This window comes from Brachybacterium sp. NPDC056505 (genome assembly GCF_042794925.1).
GTDB lineage: Bacteria > Actinomycetota > Actinomycetes > Actinomycetales > Dermabacteraceae > Brachybacterium > Brachybacterium kimchii.
In genome coordinates this window covers 19031-38415 of record NZ_JBHTSV010000033.1, presented here as the reverse complement: position 1 = coordinate 38415, position 19385 = coordinate 19031, and the positions used below count along the sequence as shown (strand labels likewise).

The window sequence follows — 19385 nt, the reverse complement described above, 5'->3', positions numbered from 1 at the left end:
GGACGCATCAGCGTCCCGGGGCCCTCGTGCATGCGCGGACGATCGCGTCGCCCCTCGGTGTCACCAGCCGCGGATGCTCCAGGAGGCCGAGTGCTCGGCGCCGGGGGAGAGACGCACCAGGTCCTCGCCGCTGCGGAACGCATCGGGCGGGCAGGTCATCGGCTCCACCGCGAGCCCCTTGCGGTCGTTCTCCGGTTCCGGGCGGTCGCCGGTGTGCACCTGCACCCACGGGCAGGCGTCGTCGGCGGAGATCTCGACGCCGGTCCCGGCGGGCGCGGTCGCCGTGACGCGCCAGCGGCCGTCGGCCCCGGGGGAGAGGTCGGTGAAGGCATGGTCGAGGAAGCGGTCGCCGATCGGGCGCGCCCGCCGCAGATCGAGATCCGAGCCCGCCTCGACCGCACGGGTGCCGACGGGGAGCAGACGGTCAGGGGTGACCTCGAGGACCGTCGACGCCGGGCACGAGAGCGTCCACTCGTCCAGCTCCTCGGGGCCCGCGAGCAGGTACGGGTGCGGGCAGACCCCGTAGGGGGCGTCGGACGATCCGAGGTTGCGGGCGGTGACCGTGGTGGTCAGCCCGCTCTCGGCGTCGACCCGGTGCTCGACGCTCATCTCGAGGGCGAAGGGGTATCCGGTGGTCGGGTAGAGCAGTGTGCGCAGCGTGAGGGCGGAGGAGCCCTCCTCGACGACCTCGTAGGCCTGGAAGCTCAGCAGCCCGTGCAGGGCGTTGTTCCGCTCGACCTCGGTGATCGGGACCTGCAGCTCCTGCCCGTCCCACGTGTACCGGCCGTCCCCGATGCGGTTCGGCCACGGGGCGACGACCGCGCCGCGGTAGAACAGCATCGGGCCCTCCGCGGGGCTGCGCAGCAGCAGGTCGCGCCCGCCCACGGTGAGCGATTCGAGGGTCGCGCCGACCTCGGACACCTCGGCCGCGTACTCGCCGGCGGCGATCCTGTGCAGCGCGCCGCGATCGCGCACGGAGCCGTCGGCCCCGGCGGTCGCGCTCGCTCCGGGCGTCGCGACCGGCATCCTCTCCTCGGCCATGGCGATCAGCTGTCCTCGAGGCCCAGCAGGTGGGCGGTGCGGGCGAGGGACGCCGACGCCGCCGCCGGGTCCTCGGACAGGTGGGTGCCGAAGCTCGGGATGATCTCGCGGATCCGGGACTCCCAGGTGCCGAAGCGGTCGGGGAAGACCTTCTCGAGCATGCCCAGCATGATCGTGGTGGCCGTCGAGGCGCCGGGGGAGGCGCCCAGCATGCCGGCGATCGAGCCGTCGGCCGCGGTGATCAGCTGGGTGCCGAACTGCAGCACGCCCACCTTCTTGGGGTCGGGGGCGATGACCTGGACCCGCTGACCGGCGGTGATGAGCTCCCAGTCGTCCGCGCGGGCCGAGGGCATGTACTCGCGCAGCGCGTCGAAGCGCTTGGCGGGGGAGGCGACGAGCTCGCCCGCGAGGTACTTCATGAGGTCCAGGTTCGGCGGGGCGACGGCCATCATCTGCGCGATGTTCCCCGGCTTGATCGACTCGAACAGATCGAGGTTCGAGCCCGCCTTGAGGAACTTCGGCGACCAGCCGGCGTACGGGCCGAACATGAGCGCCCGCTTCCCGTCGACGAAGCGGGTGTCCAGGTGCGGGACGCTCATGGGCGGGGCGCCGACGGCGGCCTTCCCGTACACCTTCGCCTCGTGGCGCTCGATGATCTCGGGGTCGGTGCAGCGCAGCCACTCGCCGGAGATCGGGAACCCGCCGAATCCGCGGATCTCGGGGATCCCGGAGTCCTGGAGGATCGGCAGCGCATTGCCGCCGGCGCCCACGAACACGAAGGGCGCGCGGACCACGCGCACCTCGCCGGAGGTCGAGCGGGCCATCACGCCCCAGTCGCCGCCCATGCGCCGCAGGGAGGTGACCTCCCAGCCGGTGGAGACCGTGGTGCCGGCCGACTTCGCCACGCCCAGGAGCTCATGGGTCAGACGTCCGAAATCGACGTCGGTGCCGTCGGGGGAGTGGGTCGCGGCGATCGTCTCGGTCTCGGGGCGCGCCTCGGTGACCAGCGGCGCCCACTCCCGCAGCTGCTCGTGGGAGGTCGTGAACTCCATCGAGTCGAACAGCGGGTTCTCCACGAGCGCATCATGGCGGCGGCGCAGGTAGTCGACGTTCTCCATGCCGTGGACGAAGCTCATGTGCGGCACCGGGTTGATGAAGGCGCTGGGGTCCGTGATCTTCCCGGTCTCCACGAGGTGCGCCCAGAATTGGCGGCTCACCTGGAACTGCTCGTTGATCGAGATCGCCTTCGCGGGGCTCACCGAGCCGTCGATGTCCTGCGGGGTGTAGTTCAGCTCGCACAGGGCGCTGTGGCCGGTGCCGGCGTTGTTCCAGCCCTGGCTGGACTCGAGGGCGACGTCGTCGAGCTTCTCGAGCACCTCGATGTGCCAGCTCGGCTCGAGGTCGGTCAGCAGGGCCGCGAGGGTCGCGCTGGCGACCCCACCTCCGATCAGCACCGCATCCGCTCGGGTCACGTCCACCGTGAGCTCGCCCATGACACTCCCGTCCTCATCGCTGATGTGCTCCGAAGAGGCTACCCCGGTCCACCTGGGCGGGGTGCTCGTCCGACGGAGGGCGGGCTGTGGTCCGCGGCACGGCGCGGCGTGATGCGGGGCGCGAGACGGTGCGCGAGGGCGGACCCGTCAGGGCGCGAGGGCGCGCCCGCGCGCCGCCCCGCGCCCCGGCCGACTCTCTGATGAGGTGGGGGCATGTCCGATGACGTGCATCCCGAATCCCCGCCGCGCTCCGTCCCGCCCTCGCGACCGATGGAGCCGCTGCGGCCGACGCCCGAGCAGCTGGCATGGCAGCGCGAGGGGCTGGGCGTGTTCTTCCACGTGGGTGTGAACACCTTCGCCGGTCTGGAATGGAGCGACGGGACCCTCTCGCCCGGCATCTTCGACCCCTCCGACCTGGACGCCGACGAATGGGTGCGCACCGCGCACGACCTCGGTGCCGCCTACGTGGTTCTCACGGCCAAGCATCACGACGGTTTCTGCCTGTGGCCCACCGCGACCACGGACTACAGCGTCCGCGCGAGCCCGTGGCGGCAGGGTCGGGGCGACCTCGTCGCCGAGGTCGCCGCGGCCTGCGAGCGCTGGGGCCTCGGTCTCGGTCTGTACCTCTCGCCCTGGGACCGGCACGCTCCCGAGTACGCGGATCCCGCGCGCTACGACGCCTTCTACCTCGAGCAGCTGCGCGAGCTGTGCACGGGGTACGGGCCCCTCCACGAGCTCTGGTTCGACGGCGCGGGCTCCGCGGGCCGCGAGTACGACTGGGATGCCATCGGCGATCTCGTCGACGAGCTGCAGCCCGGGGCGATGGTGTTCAACATGGGGCGCGCGACCATCCGCTGGGTGGGGAACGAGGACGGGCTCGCGAGCGACCCCGTGGAGTACGTCACCAGCAGCGCCGACCTCAACAACTATGACGACGACGTGATCGAGACCGCTGCCCCGCGCTACCTCCCGCCGGAGTGCGACGTGTCCCTGCGTGGCGGCTGGTTCTGGCAGGAGCACGAGCAGCCGAAGTCCCTCCCGCACCTGCTCGCGATCCACGACCGCTCGATCGGACTCGGAGCGAACCTGCTGCTGAACATCCCGCCCGACCGCCGCGGCCGCATCGATCCGGCCGACGCCTCCCGGGTCTCCGAGCTCGCCGCGGCCCTGCGCGCCCGCTTCGGGTCGCCGATCCCGGCACGCAGGGAGAGCGTCGGCACGGGCGAGGCGCCATCGGACGACGCCCCTGACCTCCCCGGCTCCTCCTCGTCCGCCTCCGCGGTCCTGCGGCTGCCCGGGCCGACGACCTTCGATCATGTCGAGCTGCGCGAGCACCTCGAGGACGGCCAGCGCATCCGCCGCCACAGGGTCCTCGACGCCCGCGGCCGGGAGCTCGCTGCCGGCGGCACCGTCGGGGTGCGAAGGATCCATCGGCTCCCCGCGCCGGTCTTCGCTGACGAGCTCGTCCTGGAGGTCCAGGGGGAGGGCGCCTCGATCGCTGCGGCCTGCGTGCACGACGCACGCGGGACAGTGGTCCCGGACCTCTCCGGGGCACGCTCCGCCCCGACCGCGGCGCCGGACTGACCTCTGCCGAGCTGATCGGCGGGATCTCCGGGGCGCGCGCCGTCACGCCCGCGGCGAACAGCCATCGATCGGCGGTGGGGTTCCGACTAGTCTCGATCCATCACCACCACCCGATGGGGGAGAGACATGTTCGAACGCTTCACCGACCGCGCGCGGCGCGTCGTCGTCCTCGCACAGGACGAGGCACGCCTGCTGAACCACAACTACATCGGCACCGAGCACATCCTGCTCGGCCTCATCCACGAGGCCGAGGGCGTGGGCGCGAAGGCCCTCGAGGCGCTCGGGGTCACCCTCGACGCCGCCCGGGACCAGGTGCGGGACATCATCGGCGAGGGGAACCAGGCCCCCACGGGTCACATCCCCTTCACGCCGCGCGCCAAGAAAGTCCTCGAGCTCTCGCTGCGCGAGGCGCTCCAGCTGGGCCACAACTACATCGGCACCGAGCACATCCTGCTCGGCCTGCTGCGCGAGGGCGAGGGCACCGCGGTCAAGGTGCTCTCCCGTCTGGGCGCCGAGCCCGCCGCAGTGCGCCAGGAGGTCATCGAGCGCCTGTCCGGCTACCAGGGCAAGGAGCCCGCGAACGCGGGCGGCCCCGCGGAGGGCCAGCCCGCGGGCTCGCTCGTGCTGGACCAGTTCGGCCGCAACCTCACCCAGGCTGCGCGCGACGGCAACCTCGACCCGGTCATCGGCCGCGAGCACGAGGCCGAGCGCGTCATGCAGGTCCTCAGCCGCCGCACCAAGAACAACCCGGTGCTGATCGGCGAGCCCGGCGTGGGCAAGAGCGCCGTCGTCGAGGGCCTCGCCCAGTCGATCGTGCGCGGCGACGTGCCGGAGACCCTCAAGGACAAGCAGCTGTACACGCTGGACCTGGGCTCGCTGGTCGCCGGCTCCCGCTACCGCGGTGACTTCGAGGAGCGCCTGAAGAAGGTGCTCAAGGAGATCCGCACGCGCGGCGACATCATCCTGTTCATCGACGAGATCCACACGCTCGTCGGCGCGGGGGCGGCCGAGGGCGCGATAGACGCCGCGAGCATCCTCAAGCCGATGCTCGCCCGCGGCGAGCTGCAGACCATCGGCGCGACCACGCTCGAGGAGTACCGCAAGCACATCGAGAAGGATGCCGCGCTCGAGCGCCGCTTCCAGCCGATCCAGGTCGACGAGCCCTCGATCGCCCACACGATCGAGATCCTCAAGGGGCTGCGCGACCGCTACGAGGTGCACCACAAGGTGACCATCACCGACGGCGCCCTCGTGGCCGCGGCGAACCTCTCGGACCGCTACGTCAACGACCGCTTCCTGCCGGACAAGGCGATCGACCTGATCGACGAGGCCGGCGCGCGCCTGCGCATCCGTCGCCTCACCGCGCCGCCCGAGCTCAAGGAGTACGACGAGAAGATCGAGGACGTCCGCAAGCGCAAGGAGGAGGCGATCGACGGCCAGGACTTCGAGAAGGCCGCCTCGCTGCGCGACGAGGAGCAGACCCTCAAGACCGAGCGCGACGAGCGCGAGGACGCATGGCGCAACGGCGAGACCGACGCGGTGACCACTGTCTCCGAGGAGGTCATCGCCGAGGTGCTCGCCGCCTCGACCGGCATCCCGATCGTCAAGCTCACCGAGGAGGAGTCCTCGCGCCTGCTCCACATGGAGGACGAGCTGCACAAGCGCGTCATCGGGCAGAACGAGGCCATCAAGGCGCTCTCGCAGGCGATCCGCCGCACCCGCGCCGGCCTCAAGGACCCCAAGCGCCCCGGCGGCTCGTTCATCTTCGCGGGCCCCACGGGCGTCGGCAAGACCGAGCTCGCCAAGGCCCTCGCGGAGTTCCTGTTCGGCGACGAGGAGTCCCTCATCCAGCTGGACATGTCCGAGTTCGGCGAGAAGCACACGGCCTCGCGGCTGTTCGGCTCGCCCCCCGGGTACGTCGGCTACGACGAGGGCGGCCAGCTCACGGAGAAGGTGCGTCGCAAGCCCTTCAGCGTGGTGCTGTTCGACGAGGTGGAGAAGGCCCACGTGGACATCTTCAACTCGCTCCTGCAGATCCTCGAGGACGGCCGCCTGACCGACTCGCAGGGCCGCGTCGTGGACTTCAAGAACACCGTGATCATCATGACCACGAACCTGGGCACCCGTGACATCGCCAAGGGCGTCTCCATGGGCTTCACCGCCGGCGGGGACCTCTCCACCGACTACGAGCGCATGAAGTCGAAGGTCCACGAGGAGCTCAAGCAGCACTTCAAGCCCGAGTTCCTCAACCGCGTCGACGACGTGGTGGTCTTCCCGCAGCTCTCCCAGAAGGAGATCGTGCAGATCGTCGACCTCATGGTCGCCAAGCTCGGCACGCGCCTCGCGGAGAAGGACATGGACATCGAGCTCACCGAAGGCGCCAAGGAGCTGCTCGCGGAGAAGGGCTACGACCCCGTGCTCGGCGCGCGTCCGCTGCGCCGCACGATCCAGCGGGACATCGAGGACGCGCTCAGCGAGCGGATCCTGTTCGGCCAGGTCTCGGCGGGCGACCACATCGTGGTCGACTCCGAGGGCGAGGGCCTGCTGGGCGAGCTCGTGTTCCGTCGCCGCACCGACGGCGGATCGCTCGAGGCCCTCTCGGACGACGTCTCCGTCAGCGCGATGACGGAGGCCCGCACCGAGGACGCCGCCCACCCGGACGTGCCGGGGGGCGAGGACCCCTCCGGGGCCGACGGAGGGACCGGCGCGGACGACGGCTCCGGCGCGGCGTCCTCCGAGGACACCGATGTGAGCTCCTCGCGCTGACCTCCGGGTCGGCAGAGAAGTGAGCGCCCGGCGCCCTGTGGGCGCCGGGCGCTGTCGCCACAGGTACGGCGCAGTCGGACGGAGAGGCGGAGCGCGATCGTGGGAGTGGGCACGTTCCAGGCGTGGATGACCGGTCTGCAGGACTGGATCGTCGCCGCGGGCGACACCTGGTGGGTGCACCTGGTGGTGTTCGCGCTGTGCGCGATCGACGCCTTCTTCCCCACGGTCCCCAGCGAATCGGTCATCGTCGCCCTGTCCTCCCTGTGGGCGTCGTCCTCGGTGCCCCCGATCTGGCTGACGGTGCTCGCGGCCTGGGGCGGCGCCTTCCTGGGCGACAACATCGCCTACCTGATCGGACGCACCGTGGGCTGGGAGCGCTTCGGCTTCCTGCACCGAGGACGCGGGCTGAAGGCGGTCCAGGCGGCGGAGCGCGGCCTCGATCGGCGCGCCCTGCTCTTCCTGATGACCGCCCGCTACATCCCCTTCGGCCGCACCGCCGTGAACCTCACGGCCGGTGCGGTCCGCTATCCCTGGCGCCAGTTCTGGCGCCGCTCGCTCGCCGCGACCTTCGTATGGGCCGTGTACTCGTGCGGCATCGGCGCCGTGGCCGGCAGCTGGTTCGAGGACAACCATCTGCTCGCCATCACGGTCGCCGTGGTCATCGCGGTCGTCGTGGCCCTCGTCGTCGAGCGCCTCGTCTCCCTCATGAACCATCTCCTGGACGGCCGCCACGAGCGCGCCGCCCAGCGGGCAGAGGAGGAGGCGGCGCTGCGGGAGCCCGGGAGCCCCGACGAGGACCCCTCGGCCGCGAGCGCGCTGGGCGGTGCCGAGGGCGATGGGGAGGGCGGGAACGACGGGCCGGTCCCGACCGCCGGGGTCGCCGGCGGCGACGTCCCTCCCGAGACGCCGCGCGAGACGGGTGACGTCGAGAAGGTCGAGGCGAGTAGCGTCGGGGAGCACCAACCGTCGGACGAGGACCGATCGGCCGAGAATCCGGGGGCCGAGAGCGACGCCGACACGGACCCCCGAAGGACGGCATCCCCCGCATGAGCATCGAGCTGCGCCCCGCACTCCCGGCCGACGTCCGGGCCATCGACCGCCTGGTGCAGCCCCTCGCCGCCCGCCAGATCCTGCTCGGCAAGGAGCTCGTGGTCTACTACGAGGCCATCCAGGAGTTCCTCGTCGCGGTCGACGAGGACGGCACAGTGATCGGCTGCGGCGCGCTCCACGTGATGTGGGAGGACCTCGGCGAGGTGCGCACCCTGGCCGTGAGCGAGGACGCGCGCGGCACGGGGCTGGGCCATCGGATGCTCGAGGCGCTCCTCCAGCGTGCCCGTGACCTGGGGCTCGAGCGCGTGTTCTGCCTGACCTTCGAGGTCGACTTCTTCGCCCGTCACGGCTTCCGCGCCATGAGTCCGGATCCGCTGCCGCCCGAGGTCTACGCCGAGCTGCTGCGCTCGAGCGACGAGGGTGTGGCGGAGTTCCTGGACCTCGCGCGGGTCAAGCCCAACACCCTGGGCAACACCCGGATGATCCTGCGCCTGGCCGACGCACCGGTCTGACCCTCGGCTCCGGCGTCAGGGCAGGCGCACGGTCCCGTCCTCGACCACCGCGAGCCCGTCGGCGACGAGGGAGTCCAGGCAGCGCGGCACCCTGTCGTCGGCCTCGTCGCTGCGCAGCTGCGCGATCCGCTCCCGGCTCGTGGGCCCCTCGCGCAGCAGCGCCATGATCCTGCCGCGCATCTGACGGTCGGTGCCCTCGAAGGCCTGGGTGCGGGCACGTGTCCCGGAGTCCGCCGGACGTCCCTTGGCCAGCCATGCGCAGTGCGGGGCCAGCGGGCAGATCTCGCAGTGAGGGGAGCGGGCCGTGCACACGAGCGCGCCGAGCTCCATCACCGCCTGGTTCCAGCGCACCGACCGCTCGGTCCCGGTGGGAAGGACCTCGGTGGCCAGCGCCCGCTGGGATGCGGTGAAGGTGCTGCCGGGGAAGGCCTCCCCGCGCACGCAGCGCACGAGCACCCGTCGGATGTTGGTGTCCGCGACCACCGCGCGCTCGTGGTGGGCGAAGGCGGTGACGGCGGCCGCGGTGTACTCGCCGATCCCCGGCAGGGCGCGCAGGGCCTCGAGCCCGACGGGCACCTCTCCGCCGTGCTCCTTGACGATGGCGCGGGCGCAGGCCTGTAGGCGCAGCGCGCGGCGCGGGTAGCCCAGGCGGTCCCATGCGCGCAGCACGTCGGCCGTGGGCGCCTCGGCGAGATCCTGCGGTCGGGGCCAGCGCCGCATCCACTCCTGCCAGCGGGGGAGGACCCGCACCACGGGGGTCTGCTGGAGCATGATCTCAGAGACCAGGATGCCCCAGGCGCTCGCATCGCTCGCCCGCCACGGCAGCTCGCGTCCTGCGCGGGCGAACCAGTCGATCACCGCGTCGATCCCGCTGCCGTCGAGCAGCCCGACGGGGTCGGGAGCGGTCACGGGCGATTCGGCGGGCACCCGGGCACGGTACCGCACGGGCGGGACGGTCGGACGTGCGGGAATCTCCGTGCCCGGGCATGAGAAAGACGGGGCGGGACCGTACGGTCCCGCCCCGTCCCTGCGCCGTTCTCACGGCGTCACGCGGAGTCTCCGGCAGAGCCGGAGGGGTTCCTTCACTGCTGCGGGGTCTGGCCCGGGGTGCTCGAGTCCTTGTTCTGGAGGGCGTCGCGGATCTCGGTGAGCAGCGCGATGTCCTCCGGGGTGGCCTCCGGGGCGTCGGGGTCCTCGCCGCGACGGATCATGGCCATGCGACGGGCCTTGGCCATCGGCAGCACGAACACGAAGTACACCACTGCGGCGGTGATGAGGAACGTGATGACGGCGGAGATGACCGAGCCGATGTCCACGAACGTCTTGTCATTGCTGGCGATGACGTGGAAGCCCAGGCCGATGCCGTTCGCGCCGCCGGCCGCGGCCACGATCGGGTTGATGATGTACGAGACGAAGGCGGTGACCAGAGCGGTGAAGGCACCACCGATCACGACACCGACGGCGAGGTCGATGACGTTGCCCTGCATGACGAAGTCCTTGAAGCCCTTCACGGTGCTTTCCTCACTGTTCGGAGACGCGGGGGATCGGGTGACACAGTGGATGCTGGGGAAGCACCCGCTGGGGAGATTAGAACATGATCGCGATCTCCAGCCAGCCTTCACGCACGGCGTGAGCGACTTCTCCCGTGTGCGACGGATCCACGGCGACGAGGATCTCCACAGCATCCGTGCTGGACACGGCGCCCATCGGGCCCGTCGCCGTCGCGTCGGCCGGGACCTCGACGACCATCGCATCGATCCTGCGCGTTTCACCGGGCATCTCGGTCGAGACGACGAGGCTGAGCTCGTCGCCCGAGGCGAGGTGCGGCAGCAGCGCGGGGGCCACGGGCACGACCACCACGGCCCGTCCCGTCAGCGGCGGTGACTGCGCCTCCTCGCGCAGCCTCGCCGGGGCGAGGACCTCCCCCGAGCCCACGCCGCGCGAGAGGCGCAGGCCCTCCAGCCGTGAGGGATCCGAGGTCGAGTCCTCGGGGACGAGTGCATCGGCGACCTCGGCCTCGCGAAGGTCCCCGGACTGGATCACGCTTCCCGCGGGCAGCTCGTGCGCGGCGACGAGCACGCCGCGCGCATCGGCCGACGCGGGCAGCAGCCCGGGCAGGACCGCCACGGCGAGCAGCGCGGCGAGCAGGATGCTCAGCAGGCGCCGTCGCCGACGGACGGCTCGATGCCAGCGGGGGAGGGAGTCGTGCAGTCGTCGCAGCATGCCCCGACGCTAGGGCGAGCTGGTGGGCGCCGAGCGTCGCCCGTCGTCACTGTGGACGACGGGGTGATGTGGAGGAACGACGGCGGGATGCTCAGTCCGCGGCGGAGGCGGCCGCAGGGGCCGCGGACGAGCCGCTCGACGCGCTCGAGGTCTCCTTCGACGAGGAGGCGCTGCTCGAGGAGTCGGAGGAGCTCGAGGAATCGGACGAGCTCGTGGAGTCCGAGGAGTCCGACGACGCCGAGGAGGCGGTGCGCGAGGACGCGGAGTCCGTCGAGTAGAAGCCCGAGCCCTTGAACACGACGCCCACGCTGTCGAAGACCTTGCGCAGAGCGGACTGCCCGCACTCGGGGCAGAGAGTCAGCGAGTCCTCGCTGAAGCTCTGGTACTTCTCGAAACGGTGGCCGCAGTTCTTGCAGGCGTACGCGTACGTGGGCACAGGGTCCTCCACATCCAGGGTGATCGGCGCCTCCCGAGGCGCCCGCACGAGCTTACCGCCGCGCGGGGCCGACCAGCAGGGCCGCCCGGGGTGATGCTCGACGCGCCGCTCGCCCTCAGCTGCGCCCGGAAGGCGCACCGCCCGGGCAATGATCCCGGCCCGTCAGGACCCGAGCCGCTCCACACCGTCGGTGGTGAGCACGGCGTGCGCCGGGCGGTCGTGCGGCTCGCGCGGCAGGGCGCCCGGGGCCAGGACCTCCCAGGGATGGACGACGGCGACGACCAAAGCCGTGCGCGCGTGGTCGAGCGCTCTGTCGTAGTAGCCGCCGCCGTGTCCCAGCCGTGTGCCGGAGCGGTCCACGGCGAGGGCCGGGGCGAGCACGAGATCCGTCCGGGCCAGGGCGTCGGCGCCCTCGCGCGGTCCCGACGGCTCCCCGCCGAAGCCTCGCGCGGGAGGCGGCGCGAGCGGGGAGGAACCGTCCCATGCGGCCCAGTCGATCGCCTCGCCCGCGTGCACCGGCAGCAGGATGCGGTGGCCGCGGTCGGCGAGCACGCGCATCAGCATCCGCACGTCGGGCTCGGTGGGCGTCGGGTCGAAGGCCGCGATCCGCAGCCGGCCCGTCGCACGGGGCAGGAGGGCGAGCACCTCGCCGGCCCGGCCCGCGAGTCGCGCTTCCTCGTCGGGTGAGCGGTGGGCGGTCGCGGCGCGCTCGGTGCGCAGTCCCGTGCGCAGGGCCCGCTTGCGCACGGCGGGAGCCTGCTGAGAGTTCTCCTCCACGGCCCCAGCATGGCACCGCGGACGCCGCCCCTGCGATGGCTACGATGCCCGGATGCCCCCTGTCTGGCCGCTCGTGCTCTCGGATGCGGAACTCACCCTGCGTCCGCTGCGCCGTCGCGACCGCCGTGCCTTCGAGACGCTGCTGGTGCGCAACCGCGAATGGCTCTCGCCCTGGGACGCGACGGACCCCGAGCGCCGTCGGCCCCGGCCCACCCATGCGGAGCTGCTGCGCTGGTCGGCGCGGGAGGGGCGCGCCGGCCGCCACCTCAGCCTGCTGCTGTGCGCGGACGGCCGACCCGCGGGCCAGGTGAGCGCGGGACCGATCCTGTACGGCGCGCAGTCCTCGGCGACGATCGGCTACTGGATCGACCACGCCCGCGCCGGCCGCGGGTATGCGCCGCGCGGCGTCGCCCTGCTCATCGACCATCTCTTCGCCGAGGTCGGGCTGCACCGGGTGGAGATCAACATCCGCCCCGAGAACGAGGCCAGCCTGCGGGTCGCCCGCAAGCTCCACCTGCGCGAGGAGGGGCTGCGCGAGCGGTTCATCCACGTCGACGGCGCCTTCCGCGACCACCTGAGCTTCGCCCTCACGGCGGACGAGGTCGAGACCGACGAGCGCGGCAGGGGAGTGCTCGCGCGGTATCGGCGCGAACACATGGGCGCCACGGGCGCGTCGTGACCAGCTGAATCACAGCCGTGTCATTAGGGTGGGCGAGGTGGAGACCTTCAACCTCGGGGCTGTCCTTTTCGCCCTCCTGCTGCTCGTCTGGGTCGGCTATGCCGTCCCGCGCAGCGCGGAGCGCCGGGAGCTGATCTCGAGAGCGCGTGACGCGATGCGCTCCCGGGACTCCCGCACCGCGCGGGATCTCTCCGAGGCCGCCCACTCCCGCCCGAGAGCCCGTGAGGTGCACGTCATGAATGACGACCGTCTGCTGCTGCGTCCCGCCGATCCGACCGCCCGCCCGCGCTTCGACGCGTCCCCGGGCACCCGTGTCGACCCCTATGAGGAGGCCGGGCGCCAGCGCCGCACCCTGCGCGTGGTCCTGCTCGCCCTCGCGCTGGTGACGATCGGGGTCGGCGTGCTCGCCGGCGTTTCGATCCTGCCGGTGTGGAGCGTGCTGCTTCCGCTCGCGGTCCTCGCCGCCTACGTGGTGGGCCTGCGTCGCGCCGAGCTGGACCGCCGGTCCCGTCTGCGCCGCGCCGCCGAGCTGCGCGACGCCGGTACGACGGCGTCGGCCACCGCATCGAGCCCCGCCGGGAAGAGCGCTTCGGCCGAAGATGCCCCGCAGGTCGCAGCACCGATCGCTCGGTCGGACGAGCGCTCCACCAGCGCGACGACCGCGCGCACCCAGGTCGATGCGACCGCGCAGACGGAGGAGCACGTGGAGCTGGGTGAGGAGATCGAGTCCGCGAGCGCCGCCCTCGCCGCGCCCGGCGAGTGGATCCCGCGCCCCGTGCCGCGCCCGTCCTACGCCCTGCGCGGCGAGGTCGAGGATCTCGCCACCCGCCACGCGGCCCACCGCAGCAGCGTCGCCCCTCAGCATGTCGCACTCGAGGTCGAGACCGACGACGTGGCCGACGAGGCCCTGCACGAGGAGCCGCAGCGCACGCCCGCCTCGGATCTCGGCCTGGACGAGATCCTCGCGCGCCGCCGCGCCTGAGACCCTGAGCCGACCACAGCCCGCGCCAGCCACAGGAGGCACAGTGACCGCACCCGAGGAGCTTCTGGAGGCGGCCGAGGCCGCCGCGTCCCTCGCCGCCGACTACGTGCGCGGCCTGGATCGCACCGCCCTGCAGCGGGAGTACAAGAACGACAGCCACGACATCGTGACCGCCCACGACCGCGCGTGCGAGGAGATCATCGTGCGCGAGCTCGCGCGCCGCGTGCCGGGCGCCCGCGTGATCGGCGAGGAGGGCGGCGAGCGGCCCGGTGCCGGGGCCGACGGCGGGTCCTCCGACTCCGAGATCACCTTCTACGTCGACCCGATCGACGGGACCAGCAACTTCGCGGCCGGGCTGCCGCTGTTCTGCGTCTCGATCGGGGTCGCCGTCGGCGGAGAGCTGGTCGCGGGAGTGGTCGACGCGCCCGTGCTCGGCGAGGTGATCAGCGCGGCCGACGGACCGGTGCGGCTGAACGGGGTCGAGGTCGCCGGGCGCCCGACCCTCGCCGCGAAGGACGCGCTCGTCCTCACCGGCTACCCGGGGTACCGCGCCTACAGCGAGCTTGCCGAGCTGTCCGCGGCGCACGGACGGCGCCTGTCCGACGGGGTCTCGGCGGTCCGCCACCTGGGCTCGGCCGCGCTCGAGCTCGCGTACGTGGCGCTGGGCCGTGCCGATGCGACCCTGCTTCCTTCGATCAACGCCTGGGACGTCGCCGCCGGATTCCACCTCGTCCAGAGCGCGGGCGGCAGCCTGCGCACCTGGCCCGGGACCACGGGGCAGGGGCGGCCCGTGCAGGAGCAGCCCGCATACGTCGCGTGCACCGGTCCCGAGCGCCTCGCAGTGCTCGACGAGCTCATGGACGAGGTGCAGGCGGCCCGCGACGAGCGGGTCGCGTGAGAGCGGGCGACGGCAGCTGCGGAGGCTCCGCTCCGGCTCCGTGACAGGTCGCTGTGATCCTCGTCAAGACGGCTCCGAGCGGTCGTGAGCACCGGCTTCGCGATGCTAGGCTTGCCAGGTCGCCACGCGGCACGGGGCTTTAGCTCAGTTGGTAGAGCGTTTCGTTCGCAATGAAAAGGTCAGGGGTTCGATTCCCCTAAGCTCCACGCAGGTCAGACAGAACATCGCCCCGCTTCCGGATCATCGGAAGCGGGGCGATTGTGTTCATTGGGTGTTCATGCTCAACGATGACGCCCCCACCCCTCCCCGCACTGTCCTCACCGATACAGCCCCTCTGTCCCACCCTGGGCGCACACTGCTCGCATGAGGAGCATGCGAGAGCGGGACGCGGAGTGGGCGCACGAGGTACGGATGCGAATCGAGCAGCGGGTGTACCCGCTGCTCGAGCCGTCCGCCGCGGCGGCTGACGACGAGTGGGCGCGACGTGGCGAGGAGTCGCAGGATCCGGGCGACTGGGAGGCGGCCTAGTTCAGCAGCAGTCGTCGGTGTCGTCGTTCTCGGTCACCAGCGCAGAGACGGGCTGCTTGCAGGCGTCGCCTCGCCAGGCTTCGATTCCTTCGCGGATCGCGAAGGCGGCGATGACGAGTGCGGCGATCGAGTCCGCCCAACCCCAGCCGAGAAGACTGTTGAGGAGGAGGCCGATCAGGACGGCGCCCGACAGGTACGAGCAGATGAGGGTCTGTTTGGAGTCTGAGACAGCGGAGGCTGATCCGAGCTCGAGACCGGTGCGGCGTTCGAACAGGGAGAACGCGGGCATGATCGCGACGCTGAGGGCAGCGAGCACGATCCCCACCAGAGAGTGTTCGGGTTCGGCGAACCCGATGAGAGTGCGGAGCGCATCCACGGTGACAAACGCGGCAAGGGCAAAGAAGGAGACCGCGATGATGCGTAGTGCAACTGGCTCGCGCCGGTGCTGGTCCCTGCCCGCGAACTGCCACGCGACGGCAGCGGCCGAGAGCACTTCGACGATCGAATCGAGGCCGAAGCCCACCAGTGCAGCGGAGGATGCGACGTTGCCCGCAGCCAGCGCCACGATCGCCTCGACGACGTTGTAGCTGATGGTTGCCGCGACGACCCAGCGGATGCGGCGTTGCAGAACGGCCCGACGGGAGGGGGTCAGGTTGGTGGCTGTAGCTGGGGTGGTCATTTGCATGTGCACCCTTCTCCGCTGCAGCAGTCAGGGTCGACGAACAGCATGAGCTGCAGAAGAACGCCGAGAGCGTGACTGAGGTGTTCGTTGGTGAGGCGGTACCAGGTGTTACGGCCGTCGCGAATTCCTTCGACAAGGCCGCAGCCCCGGAGGCAGGCGAGCTGGTTGGACATGACCTGGCGGCTGACGCCGAGAGACTCTGCGAGGTCAGAGGGGAATGCTGGTGCTTCACGTAGCGCGAGCAGGATCCTGGCCCGCGTGGTGTCGGAGAGCGCGTGTCCGAGGCGGGCTAACGCTTCGGTGTGGTCGATGGCGGTGGTCTCCTGCATCCGCCGGACGATACAGGGTGCCGTGTACTGAATGGAAGTGCGGGTCCCGAGGCGCAGAATGCGTCGAATGGAGGACACGGCTCAGTACGGGGCGTCGGAGCGCAGCGGGCAGATCGTCTCGTCGATCCTCATCGGGTACCGGCTCACGATCGGGGCCCCGGTCGAGACTATGCTCGGGCGGATCCGCCTCGAGGGAATGGAGATGGACTGCGGCCGTCGCCCGGGTCTGCGGTGGGTGCAGGTGTTGCTGCAGGCGAACCCGGGGTGATACGAACCGAAAGTCAGGGCGCATGCATCACGCGGGCCTAGGCTCGGTGAATGAACGCCAAGATGACACACGCGGCCGTCACGCTCCTCCATGAGCTCCGGGTGTCGTTCCCGACGAGCGCTGATGTGCTACATCGCGATCTGAGCCGGATGGATCCTGAGGATCCGTTCCTTGAGCGCCGTGTCAGATCGAGGCTCATGCTCGGGCGAGGGACCGCGGTCGTTCCCAACGATGCGGTGGTCATGGAGATCGTGGAGATGATTCGTCGCGGCGACTTCGGCGTGACGACGAGCGGCCCATGAGCACGCCCCTCCCGCAGTACGCGAACGCCCCACCCTCTCGGTCGAGGGTGGGGCGTTGCACTGCACGGGCCGCGCGTGTCGCGGGGTCTCATGTCCGGTACTGGGCGAGGACCGGGCATTCGAAGGGATCGCGGGCTGCCAGGCCGACGTCGTTGAGATACCGCACGACGATCATGTACGAACGATGCAGTGGTACCTCGGTGTAGGGGACGTTCAGGGCCGCGCATTTCGCGCGCACGATCTCGCGTGCCTTCGAGAGGTGGATGCGCGGCATGGAGGGGAACAGGTGGTGCTCGACCTGGTAGTTCAAGCCGCCGAGCAGAGCGGTTGCCCACCATCCGCCCTGGATGTTCCTGGAGGTGCGGACCTGTTTGGAGAAGAAGTCCAGCCGTGCACCGCGGGCGATGACGGGCATGCCCTTGTGGTTGGGCGCGAAGGACGCCCCCATGTAGACGCCGAACACCGCGAACTGCACACCCAGGAACGCGAACGCCATACCGAGGGGCAGCAGCAGGAAGACCGGTGCTGCGATCGCGACGAAGCGGGCAGTGAGAAGGGCGAGCTCGGAGGGCCGGTGCTTCACCTTCGGGGTGAACAGCAGGTGCTTGAAGCTGTGGAGGTGGAGGTTCAGCCCTTCGAGCGTGAGGAGAGGGAAGAACAGCCATCCCTGGCGGCGGGTGATCCATCGTTGGAGACCGCGGGCTCTGGCGGCGTCTTCGGGAAGGAACGAGATCGTGTCGACGGCGACGTCGGGGTCCTTGCCGACCTTGTTCGGGTTGGCGTGATGGCGCGAGTGCTTGGAGTCCCACCACGTGTAGCTGAGGCCCACGATGCCCGCGAGCACTCTGGCGAGATGCGTGTTGGCCTTGCCTCCTGCCAGGACCTGGCGGTGCCCGGCCTCGTGGCCGATGAACGCGATCTGCGTGAAGGCGACGCCCAGGGCGCCAGCGACGATGAGCTGGAACCAGCTGCTTCCGAGGAGCAGGAAGGCGACGACGCACACCCCGAGCAGGACGAGGACGGCCGCGCCGACCAGCGCGTAGTACCAGCGCGCCCGATGGAGTAGCCCAGCAGCTTTGACGTCCTTGGAGACCTCCATGAACGCTCGCAGCTGCGGTGGGAAGGACTCAGCATCCAGGTGCGTCGTGGAAAGGGTCGAGCTCTGCTCGAGTGGGCGAGTGACCATGGAGGCCTACCTTCGCAGTGGCGCGTGAACCTACGCCGAGTTCGCCGAGGGACTCCTCGACTCGGTCGACGCTACAGAGTCTTCCTGCGTCCGATCTGTGCGGAGTGGGGGCGTCAGTGGGCTGAGCTCCTGGGACGAGGAGGCGGCAACGCAGCGGCCATGAATAGCTGCGGGTCGATCGTATGGCCGACCCATACGGACGGCCGTCACCGACCGTTGAGTGAAGCTCGAGGAGTACGACGTGTTCTCCGGGGTCTCCGCAACCACGGGCCCCGTGAGTCGCTCGTCGGTCTCGTCTGCGCAGCTCCCTGGCTCTCGTTCCGTCCCACCACCGTCGCGGGCGCGGCCGTCCTGAGGTGAGCGCCGGATGCTCCGATCTCGATCTCGGTCTCGGGCGGGAATCGGAGGGCCGGTGATTCGCGCAGACGCTTCGTGTACCGCAAGTCGGCGCAGTCCAGGACCGGGATCCCCACCACTGCCACGGTCGACCGGCTGCGTTGTCGGTGGACGGGTTCGTCCGGGAAGAGGGCGTGAAAGGTCTCGGGCATCGATTCGCCGGGTGCGGACTGCAGTGAGGAGCGCGTTGCAGGAAGGCCCGGTCCGGACACGGGCATTGGCCGTGTCCGCGACCCAGTGCCGAATTCGCTCGAGCGCGGCGGTGCCCCGATCGACGAGGTGACAGCGATGATCGGGTGTCCCCGACGTCGTTGCCGGGAGTACTCGGTGGCCACGACGAACCGCTCCCGGATCAACGGCTCTCAGCCTCCGATTCCCCATCGTGGGTATCGGACCGGGACCCAGAGCGTTGCACCTCCTCCTCTTTCGTCGGCGACGGAGCGGACTTCTTCTCGGCCTCGTGGCGTGAGCCACAGCACCTCGGCGTGATGGGGCGCGTGCCTCGATCCGTCTTCATGCAGGGTCATCCATGTCCCTCTCCCGTTCCCAACATGCATTGGAGTGTCCATCATGGGCTTCATCGGAGCTCTCATCTCGTGGCTGATCATCGGCGCGATCGTCGGGGTCATCGCCCGCGCAGTCATGCCCGGCAAGCAGGGCATGGGCATCGGGACGACCATCGTCCTCGGCGTCGTCGGTGCGCTCGTCGGCGGCTTCATCGGCGGTCTGTTCGGATCGAAGGGCGTCAGCGGGGTCTTCTCCGACCCGTGGAGCATCTGGACGGTCGTCCTGTCCGTCATCGGTGCGCTGATCGTCATGGTCGTCTACGGTCTGGCCACCGGTCGTCGTCGGTGAATGACCCGAGAGGTCGCGAAGGCGCCCCCACCTCCGAAAGAGGTGGGGGCGCCTTCATTGGTCGTCGAGAGGCGGTGGGCGATGCCCCGAGGATCGGGGTCTCGGTCGACCGAGGCGCGCTCAGCGACCGGGGGTACCGGCGAGGCTGCACTTCCGAGGCTGCACTTCCGGGGAGGGGCTTCGAGCCTCGCTTCGACCACACGGTTCATGGGCGGTTGCGGCAAAGTGCTGTTCCACATATATGACGTCTGGGTGCCTCCTCTCCCTTATACGCACGAAGACTCCGGCCTCCGTGAGCCGCGACCAGTTGCCTCATCTGATGCCGTGAGTCCTCTACTGCTTCCGCGATGCCCTGGGCGCTGCGATGCGGTGGATCCGGAGCGGTCCTGATCTGCGTG

General features: G+C 70.7%; 21 protein-coding genes and 1 tRNA gene. 12 read left to right on the top strand and 10 right to left on the bottom strand.

Annotated elements, in window-relative coordinates; all coding sequences use genetic code 11:
- Positions 1–60: 60 nt before the first annotated feature.
- Entirely contained in the window at positions 61–1041 is a 981-nt protein-coding gene (locus ACFQ53_RS14220) for an aldose 1-epimerase family protein (RefSeq protein WP_377860758.1), read from the bottom strand.
- Between the two features lie 5 nt (positions 1042–1046).
- Positions 1047–2534 carry a malate:quinone oxidoreductase gene (locus ACFQ53_RS14215; RefSeq protein WP_377860756.1) on the bottom strand — a complete coding sequence of 496 codons (1488 nt, stop codon included), beginning with the start codon at positions 2532–2534 and terminating at the stop codon, positions 1047–1049.
- Between the two features lie 213 nt (positions 2535–2747).
- On the opposite strand from ACFQ53_RS14215, the gene ACFQ53_RS14210 reads away from it, so the two are divergent.
- The 4 genes from ACFQ53_RS14210 (at position 2748) to ACFQ53_RS14195 (ending at position 8446) form a co-directional block, all read left to right on the top strand.
- A complete protein-coding gene (locus ACFQ53_RS14210; protein ID WP_377860754.1) occupies positions 2748–4118 on the top strand; it encodes an alpha-L-fucosidase in 1371 nt (456 codons plus the stop codon).
- Between the two features lie 126 nt (positions 4119–4244).
- Positions 4245–6884: an ATP-dependent Clp protease ATP-binding subunit gene (locus ACFQ53_RS14205; protein WP_377860752.1), complete on the top strand. Its 2640-nt coding sequence runs from the start codon at positions 4245–4247 to the stop codon at positions 6882–6884.
- A 99-nt stretch (positions 6885–6983) separates the two neighbouring features.
- Positions 6984–7934 carry a DedA family protein gene (locus ACFQ53_RS14200; protein ID WP_377860750.1) on the top strand — a complete coding sequence of 317 codons (951 nt, stop codon included), beginning with the start codon at positions 6984–6986 and terminating at the stop codon, positions 7932–7934.
- The gene (locus ACFQ53_RS14195; RefSeq protein ID WP_200503855.1) at positions 7931–8446 is read left to right on the top strand and encodes an amino-acid N-acetyltransferase; all 516 of its coding nucleotides are present in this window, start codon (positions 7931–7933) and stop codon (positions 8444–8446) included. The genes ACFQ53_RS14200 and ACFQ53_RS14195 overlap by 4 nt, the downstream gene beginning before the upstream one ends.
- Before the next feature lie 15 nt (positions 8447–8461).
- Here ACFQ53_RS14195 and ACFQ53_RS14190 read toward each other — a convergent pair whose 3' ends face one another.
- The 5 genes from ACFQ53_RS14190 to ACFQ53_RS14170 form a co-directional block, all read right to left on the bottom strand.
- A complete protein-coding gene (locus ACFQ53_RS14190) occupies positions 8462–9373 on the bottom strand; it encodes an A/G-specific adenine glycosylase (protein ID WP_377860748.1) in 912 nt (303 codons plus the stop codon).
- A 155-nt stretch (positions 9374–9528) separates the two neighbouring features.
- Entirely contained in the window at positions 9529–9957 is a 429-nt protein-coding gene (gene mscL / locus ACFQ53_RS14185) for a large conductance mechanosensitive channel protein MscL (RefSeq protein ID WP_377860746.1), read from the bottom strand.
- 76 nt (positions 9958–10033) lie between these two features.
- A complete protein-coding gene (locus tag ACFQ53_RS14180; RefSeq protein WP_377860744.1) occupies positions 10034–10669 on the bottom strand; it encodes an SAF domain-containing protein in 636 nt (211 codons plus the stop codon).
- Positions 10670–10760: 91 nt separating this feature from the next.
- On the bottom strand, positions 10761–11105 hold the full coding sequence (locus ACFQ53_RS14175; protein ID WP_377860742.1) for an FmdB family zinc ribbon protein: 345 nt from the start codon (positions 11103–11105) through the stop codon (positions 10761–10763).
- A 162-nt stretch (positions 11106–11267) separates the two neighbouring features.
- Positions 11268–11882: a 5-formyltetrahydrofolate cyclo-ligase gene (locus ACFQ53_RS14170; protein WP_377860739.1), complete on the bottom strand. Its 615-nt coding sequence runs from the start codon at positions 11880–11882 to the stop codon at positions 11268–11270.
- Between the two features lie 52 nt (positions 11883–11934).
- Here ACFQ53_RS14170 and ACFQ53_RS14165 point away from each other — a divergent pair, with 52 nt between their 5' ends.
- From ACFQ53_RS14165 to ACFQ53_RS14145, 5 genes are all read left to right on the top strand, one after another.
- The gene (locus ACFQ53_RS14165; RefSeq protein ID WP_377860737.1) at positions 11935–12561 is read left to right on the top strand and encodes a GNAT family N-acetyltransferase; all 627 of its coding nucleotides are present in this window, start codon (positions 11935–11937) and stop codon (positions 12559–12561) included.
- Positions 12562–12598: 37 nt separating this feature from the next.
- Entirely contained in the window at positions 12599–13543 is a 945-nt protein-coding gene (locus ACFQ53_RS14160) for a hypothetical protein (RefSeq protein ID WP_152353347.1), read from the top strand.
- A 43-nt stretch (positions 13544–13586) separates the two neighbouring features.
- The gene (locus ACFQ53_RS14155; protein WP_227488184.1) at positions 13587–14441 is read left to right on the top strand and encodes an inositol monophosphatase family protein; all 855 of its coding nucleotides are present in this window, start codon (positions 13587–13589) and stop codon (positions 14439–14441) included.
- A 133-nt stretch (positions 14442–14574) separates the two neighbouring features.
- Positions 14575–14647 (top strand) — tRNA-Ala (locus tag ACFQ53_RS14150).
- 157 nt (positions 14648–14804) lie between these two features.
- The gene (locus ACFQ53_RS14145) at positions 14805–14969 is read left to right on the top strand and encodes a hypothetical protein (RefSeq protein ID WP_193636264.1); all 165 of its coding nucleotides are present in this window, start codon (positions 14805–14807) and stop codon (positions 14967–14969) included.
- A 1-nt stretch (position 14970) separates the two neighbouring features.
- Here ACFQ53_RS14145 and ACFQ53_RS14140 read toward each other — a convergent pair whose 3' ends face one another.
- Positions 14971–15648, bottom strand: coding sequence for a cation transporter (locus ACFQ53_RS14140; RefSeq protein WP_377860734.1), 678 nt, complete (start codon positions 15646–15648; stop codon positions 14971–14973).
- Positions 15645–15980: an ArsR/SmtB family transcription factor gene (locus ACFQ53_RS14135; RefSeq protein WP_377860732.1), complete on the bottom strand. Its 336-nt coding sequence runs from the start codon at positions 15978–15980 to the stop codon at positions 15645–15647. Before ACFQ53_RS14135 ends, ACFQ53_RS14140 begins: the two co-directional genes overlap by 4 nt.
- A gap of 67 nt (positions 15981–16047) precedes the next feature.
- On the opposite strand from ACFQ53_RS14135, the gene ACFQ53_RS14130 reads away from it, so the two are divergent.
- Together ACFQ53_RS14130 and ACFQ53_RS14125 are read left to right on the top strand one after the other, a co-directional pair.
- A complete protein-coding gene (locus tag ACFQ53_RS14130; RefSeq protein WP_152353268.1) occupies positions 16048–16248 on the top strand; it encodes a hypothetical protein in 201 nt (66 codons plus the stop codon).
- Positions 16249–16298: 50 nt separating this feature from the next.
- Positions 16299–16550: a hypothetical protein gene (locus ACFQ53_RS14125; protein ID WP_152353267.1), complete on the top strand. Its 252-nt coding sequence runs from the start codon at positions 16299–16301 to the stop codon at positions 16548–16550.
- 88 nt (positions 16551–16638) lie between these two features.
- Here ACFQ53_RS14125 and ACFQ53_RS14120 read toward each other — a convergent pair whose 3' ends face one another.
- On the bottom strand, positions 16639–17736 hold the full coding sequence (locus tag ACFQ53_RS14120; protein WP_377860729.1) for a fatty acid desaturase family protein: 1098 nt from the start codon (positions 17734–17736) through the stop codon (positions 16639–16641).
- Positions 17737–18702: 966 nt separating this feature from the next.
- Here ACFQ53_RS14120 and ACFQ53_RS14115 point away from each other — a divergent pair.
- On the top strand, positions 18703–18987 hold the full coding sequence (locus ACFQ53_RS14115; RefSeq protein WP_377860727.1) for a GlsB/YeaQ/YmgE family stress response membrane protein: 285 nt from the start codon (positions 18703–18705) through the stop codon (positions 18985–18987).
- Positions 18988–19385 lie beyond the last annotated feature (398 nt).

What these genes read in the sequence shown, in the direction of transcription:
- ACFQ53_RS14220 (WP_377860758.1), bottom strand. Translation starts at nt 1,041, where the DNA reads ATGGCCGAGGAGAGGATGCCGGTCGCGACGCCCGGAGCGAGCGCGACC.
- ACFQ53_RS14215 (WP_377860756.1), bottom strand. Translation starts at nt 2,534, where the DNA reads ATGGGCGAGCTCACGGTGGACGTGACCCGAGCGGATGCGGTGCTGATC.
- ACFQ53_RS14210 (WP_377860754.1), top strand. Translation starts at nt 2,748, where the DNA reads ATGTCCGATGACGTGCATCCCGAATCCCCGCCGCGCTCCGTCCCGCCC.
- ACFQ53_RS14205 (WP_377860752.1), top strand. Translation starts at nt 4,245, where the DNA reads ATGTTCGAACGCTTCACCGACCGCGCGCGGCGCGTCGTCGTCCTCGCA.
- ACFQ53_RS14195 (WP_200503855.1), top strand. Translation starts at nt 7,931, where the DNA reads ATGAGCATCGAGCTGCGCCCCGCACTCCCGGCCGACGTCCGGGCCATC.
- ACFQ53_RS14180 (WP_377860744.1), bottom strand. Translation starts at nt 10,669, where the DNA reads ATGCTGCGACGACTGCACGACTCCCTCCCCCGCTGGCATCGAGCCGTC.
- ACFQ53_RS14165 (WP_377860737.1), top strand. Translation starts at nt 11,935, where the DNA reads ATGCCCCCTGTCTGGCCGCTCGTGCTCTCGGATGCGGAACTCACCCTG.
- ACFQ53_RS14145 (WP_193636264.1), top strand. Translation starts at nt 14,805, where the DNA reads ATGAGGAGCATGCGAGAGCGGGACGCGGAGTGGGCGCACGAGGTACGG.
- ACFQ53_RS14140 (WP_377860734.1), bottom strand. Translation starts at nt 15,648, where the DNA reads ATGACCACCCCAGCTACAGCCACCAACCTGACCCCCTCCCGTCGGGCC.
- ACFQ53_RS14135 (WP_377860732.1), bottom strand. Translation starts at nt 15,980, where the DNA reads ATGCAGGAGACCACCGCCATCGACCACACCGAAGCGTTAGCCCGCCTC.
- ACFQ53_RS14130 (WP_152353268.1), top strand. Translation starts at nt 16,048, where the DNA reads ATGGAGGACACGGCTCAGTACGGGGCGTCGGAGCGCAGCGGGCAGATC.
- ACFQ53_RS14125 (WP_152353267.1), top strand. Translation starts at nt 16,299, where the DNA reads ATGAACGCCAAGATGACACACGCGGCCGTCACGCTCCTCCATGAGCTC.
- ACFQ53_RS14120 (WP_377860729.1), bottom strand. Translation starts at nt 17,736, where the DNA reads ATGGTCACTCGCCCACTCGAGCAGAGCTCGACCCTTTCCACGACGCAC.
- ACFQ53_RS14115 (WP_377860727.1), top strand. Translation starts at nt 18,703, where the DNA reads ATGGGCTTCATCGGAGCTCTCATCTCGTGGCTGATCATCGGCGCGATC.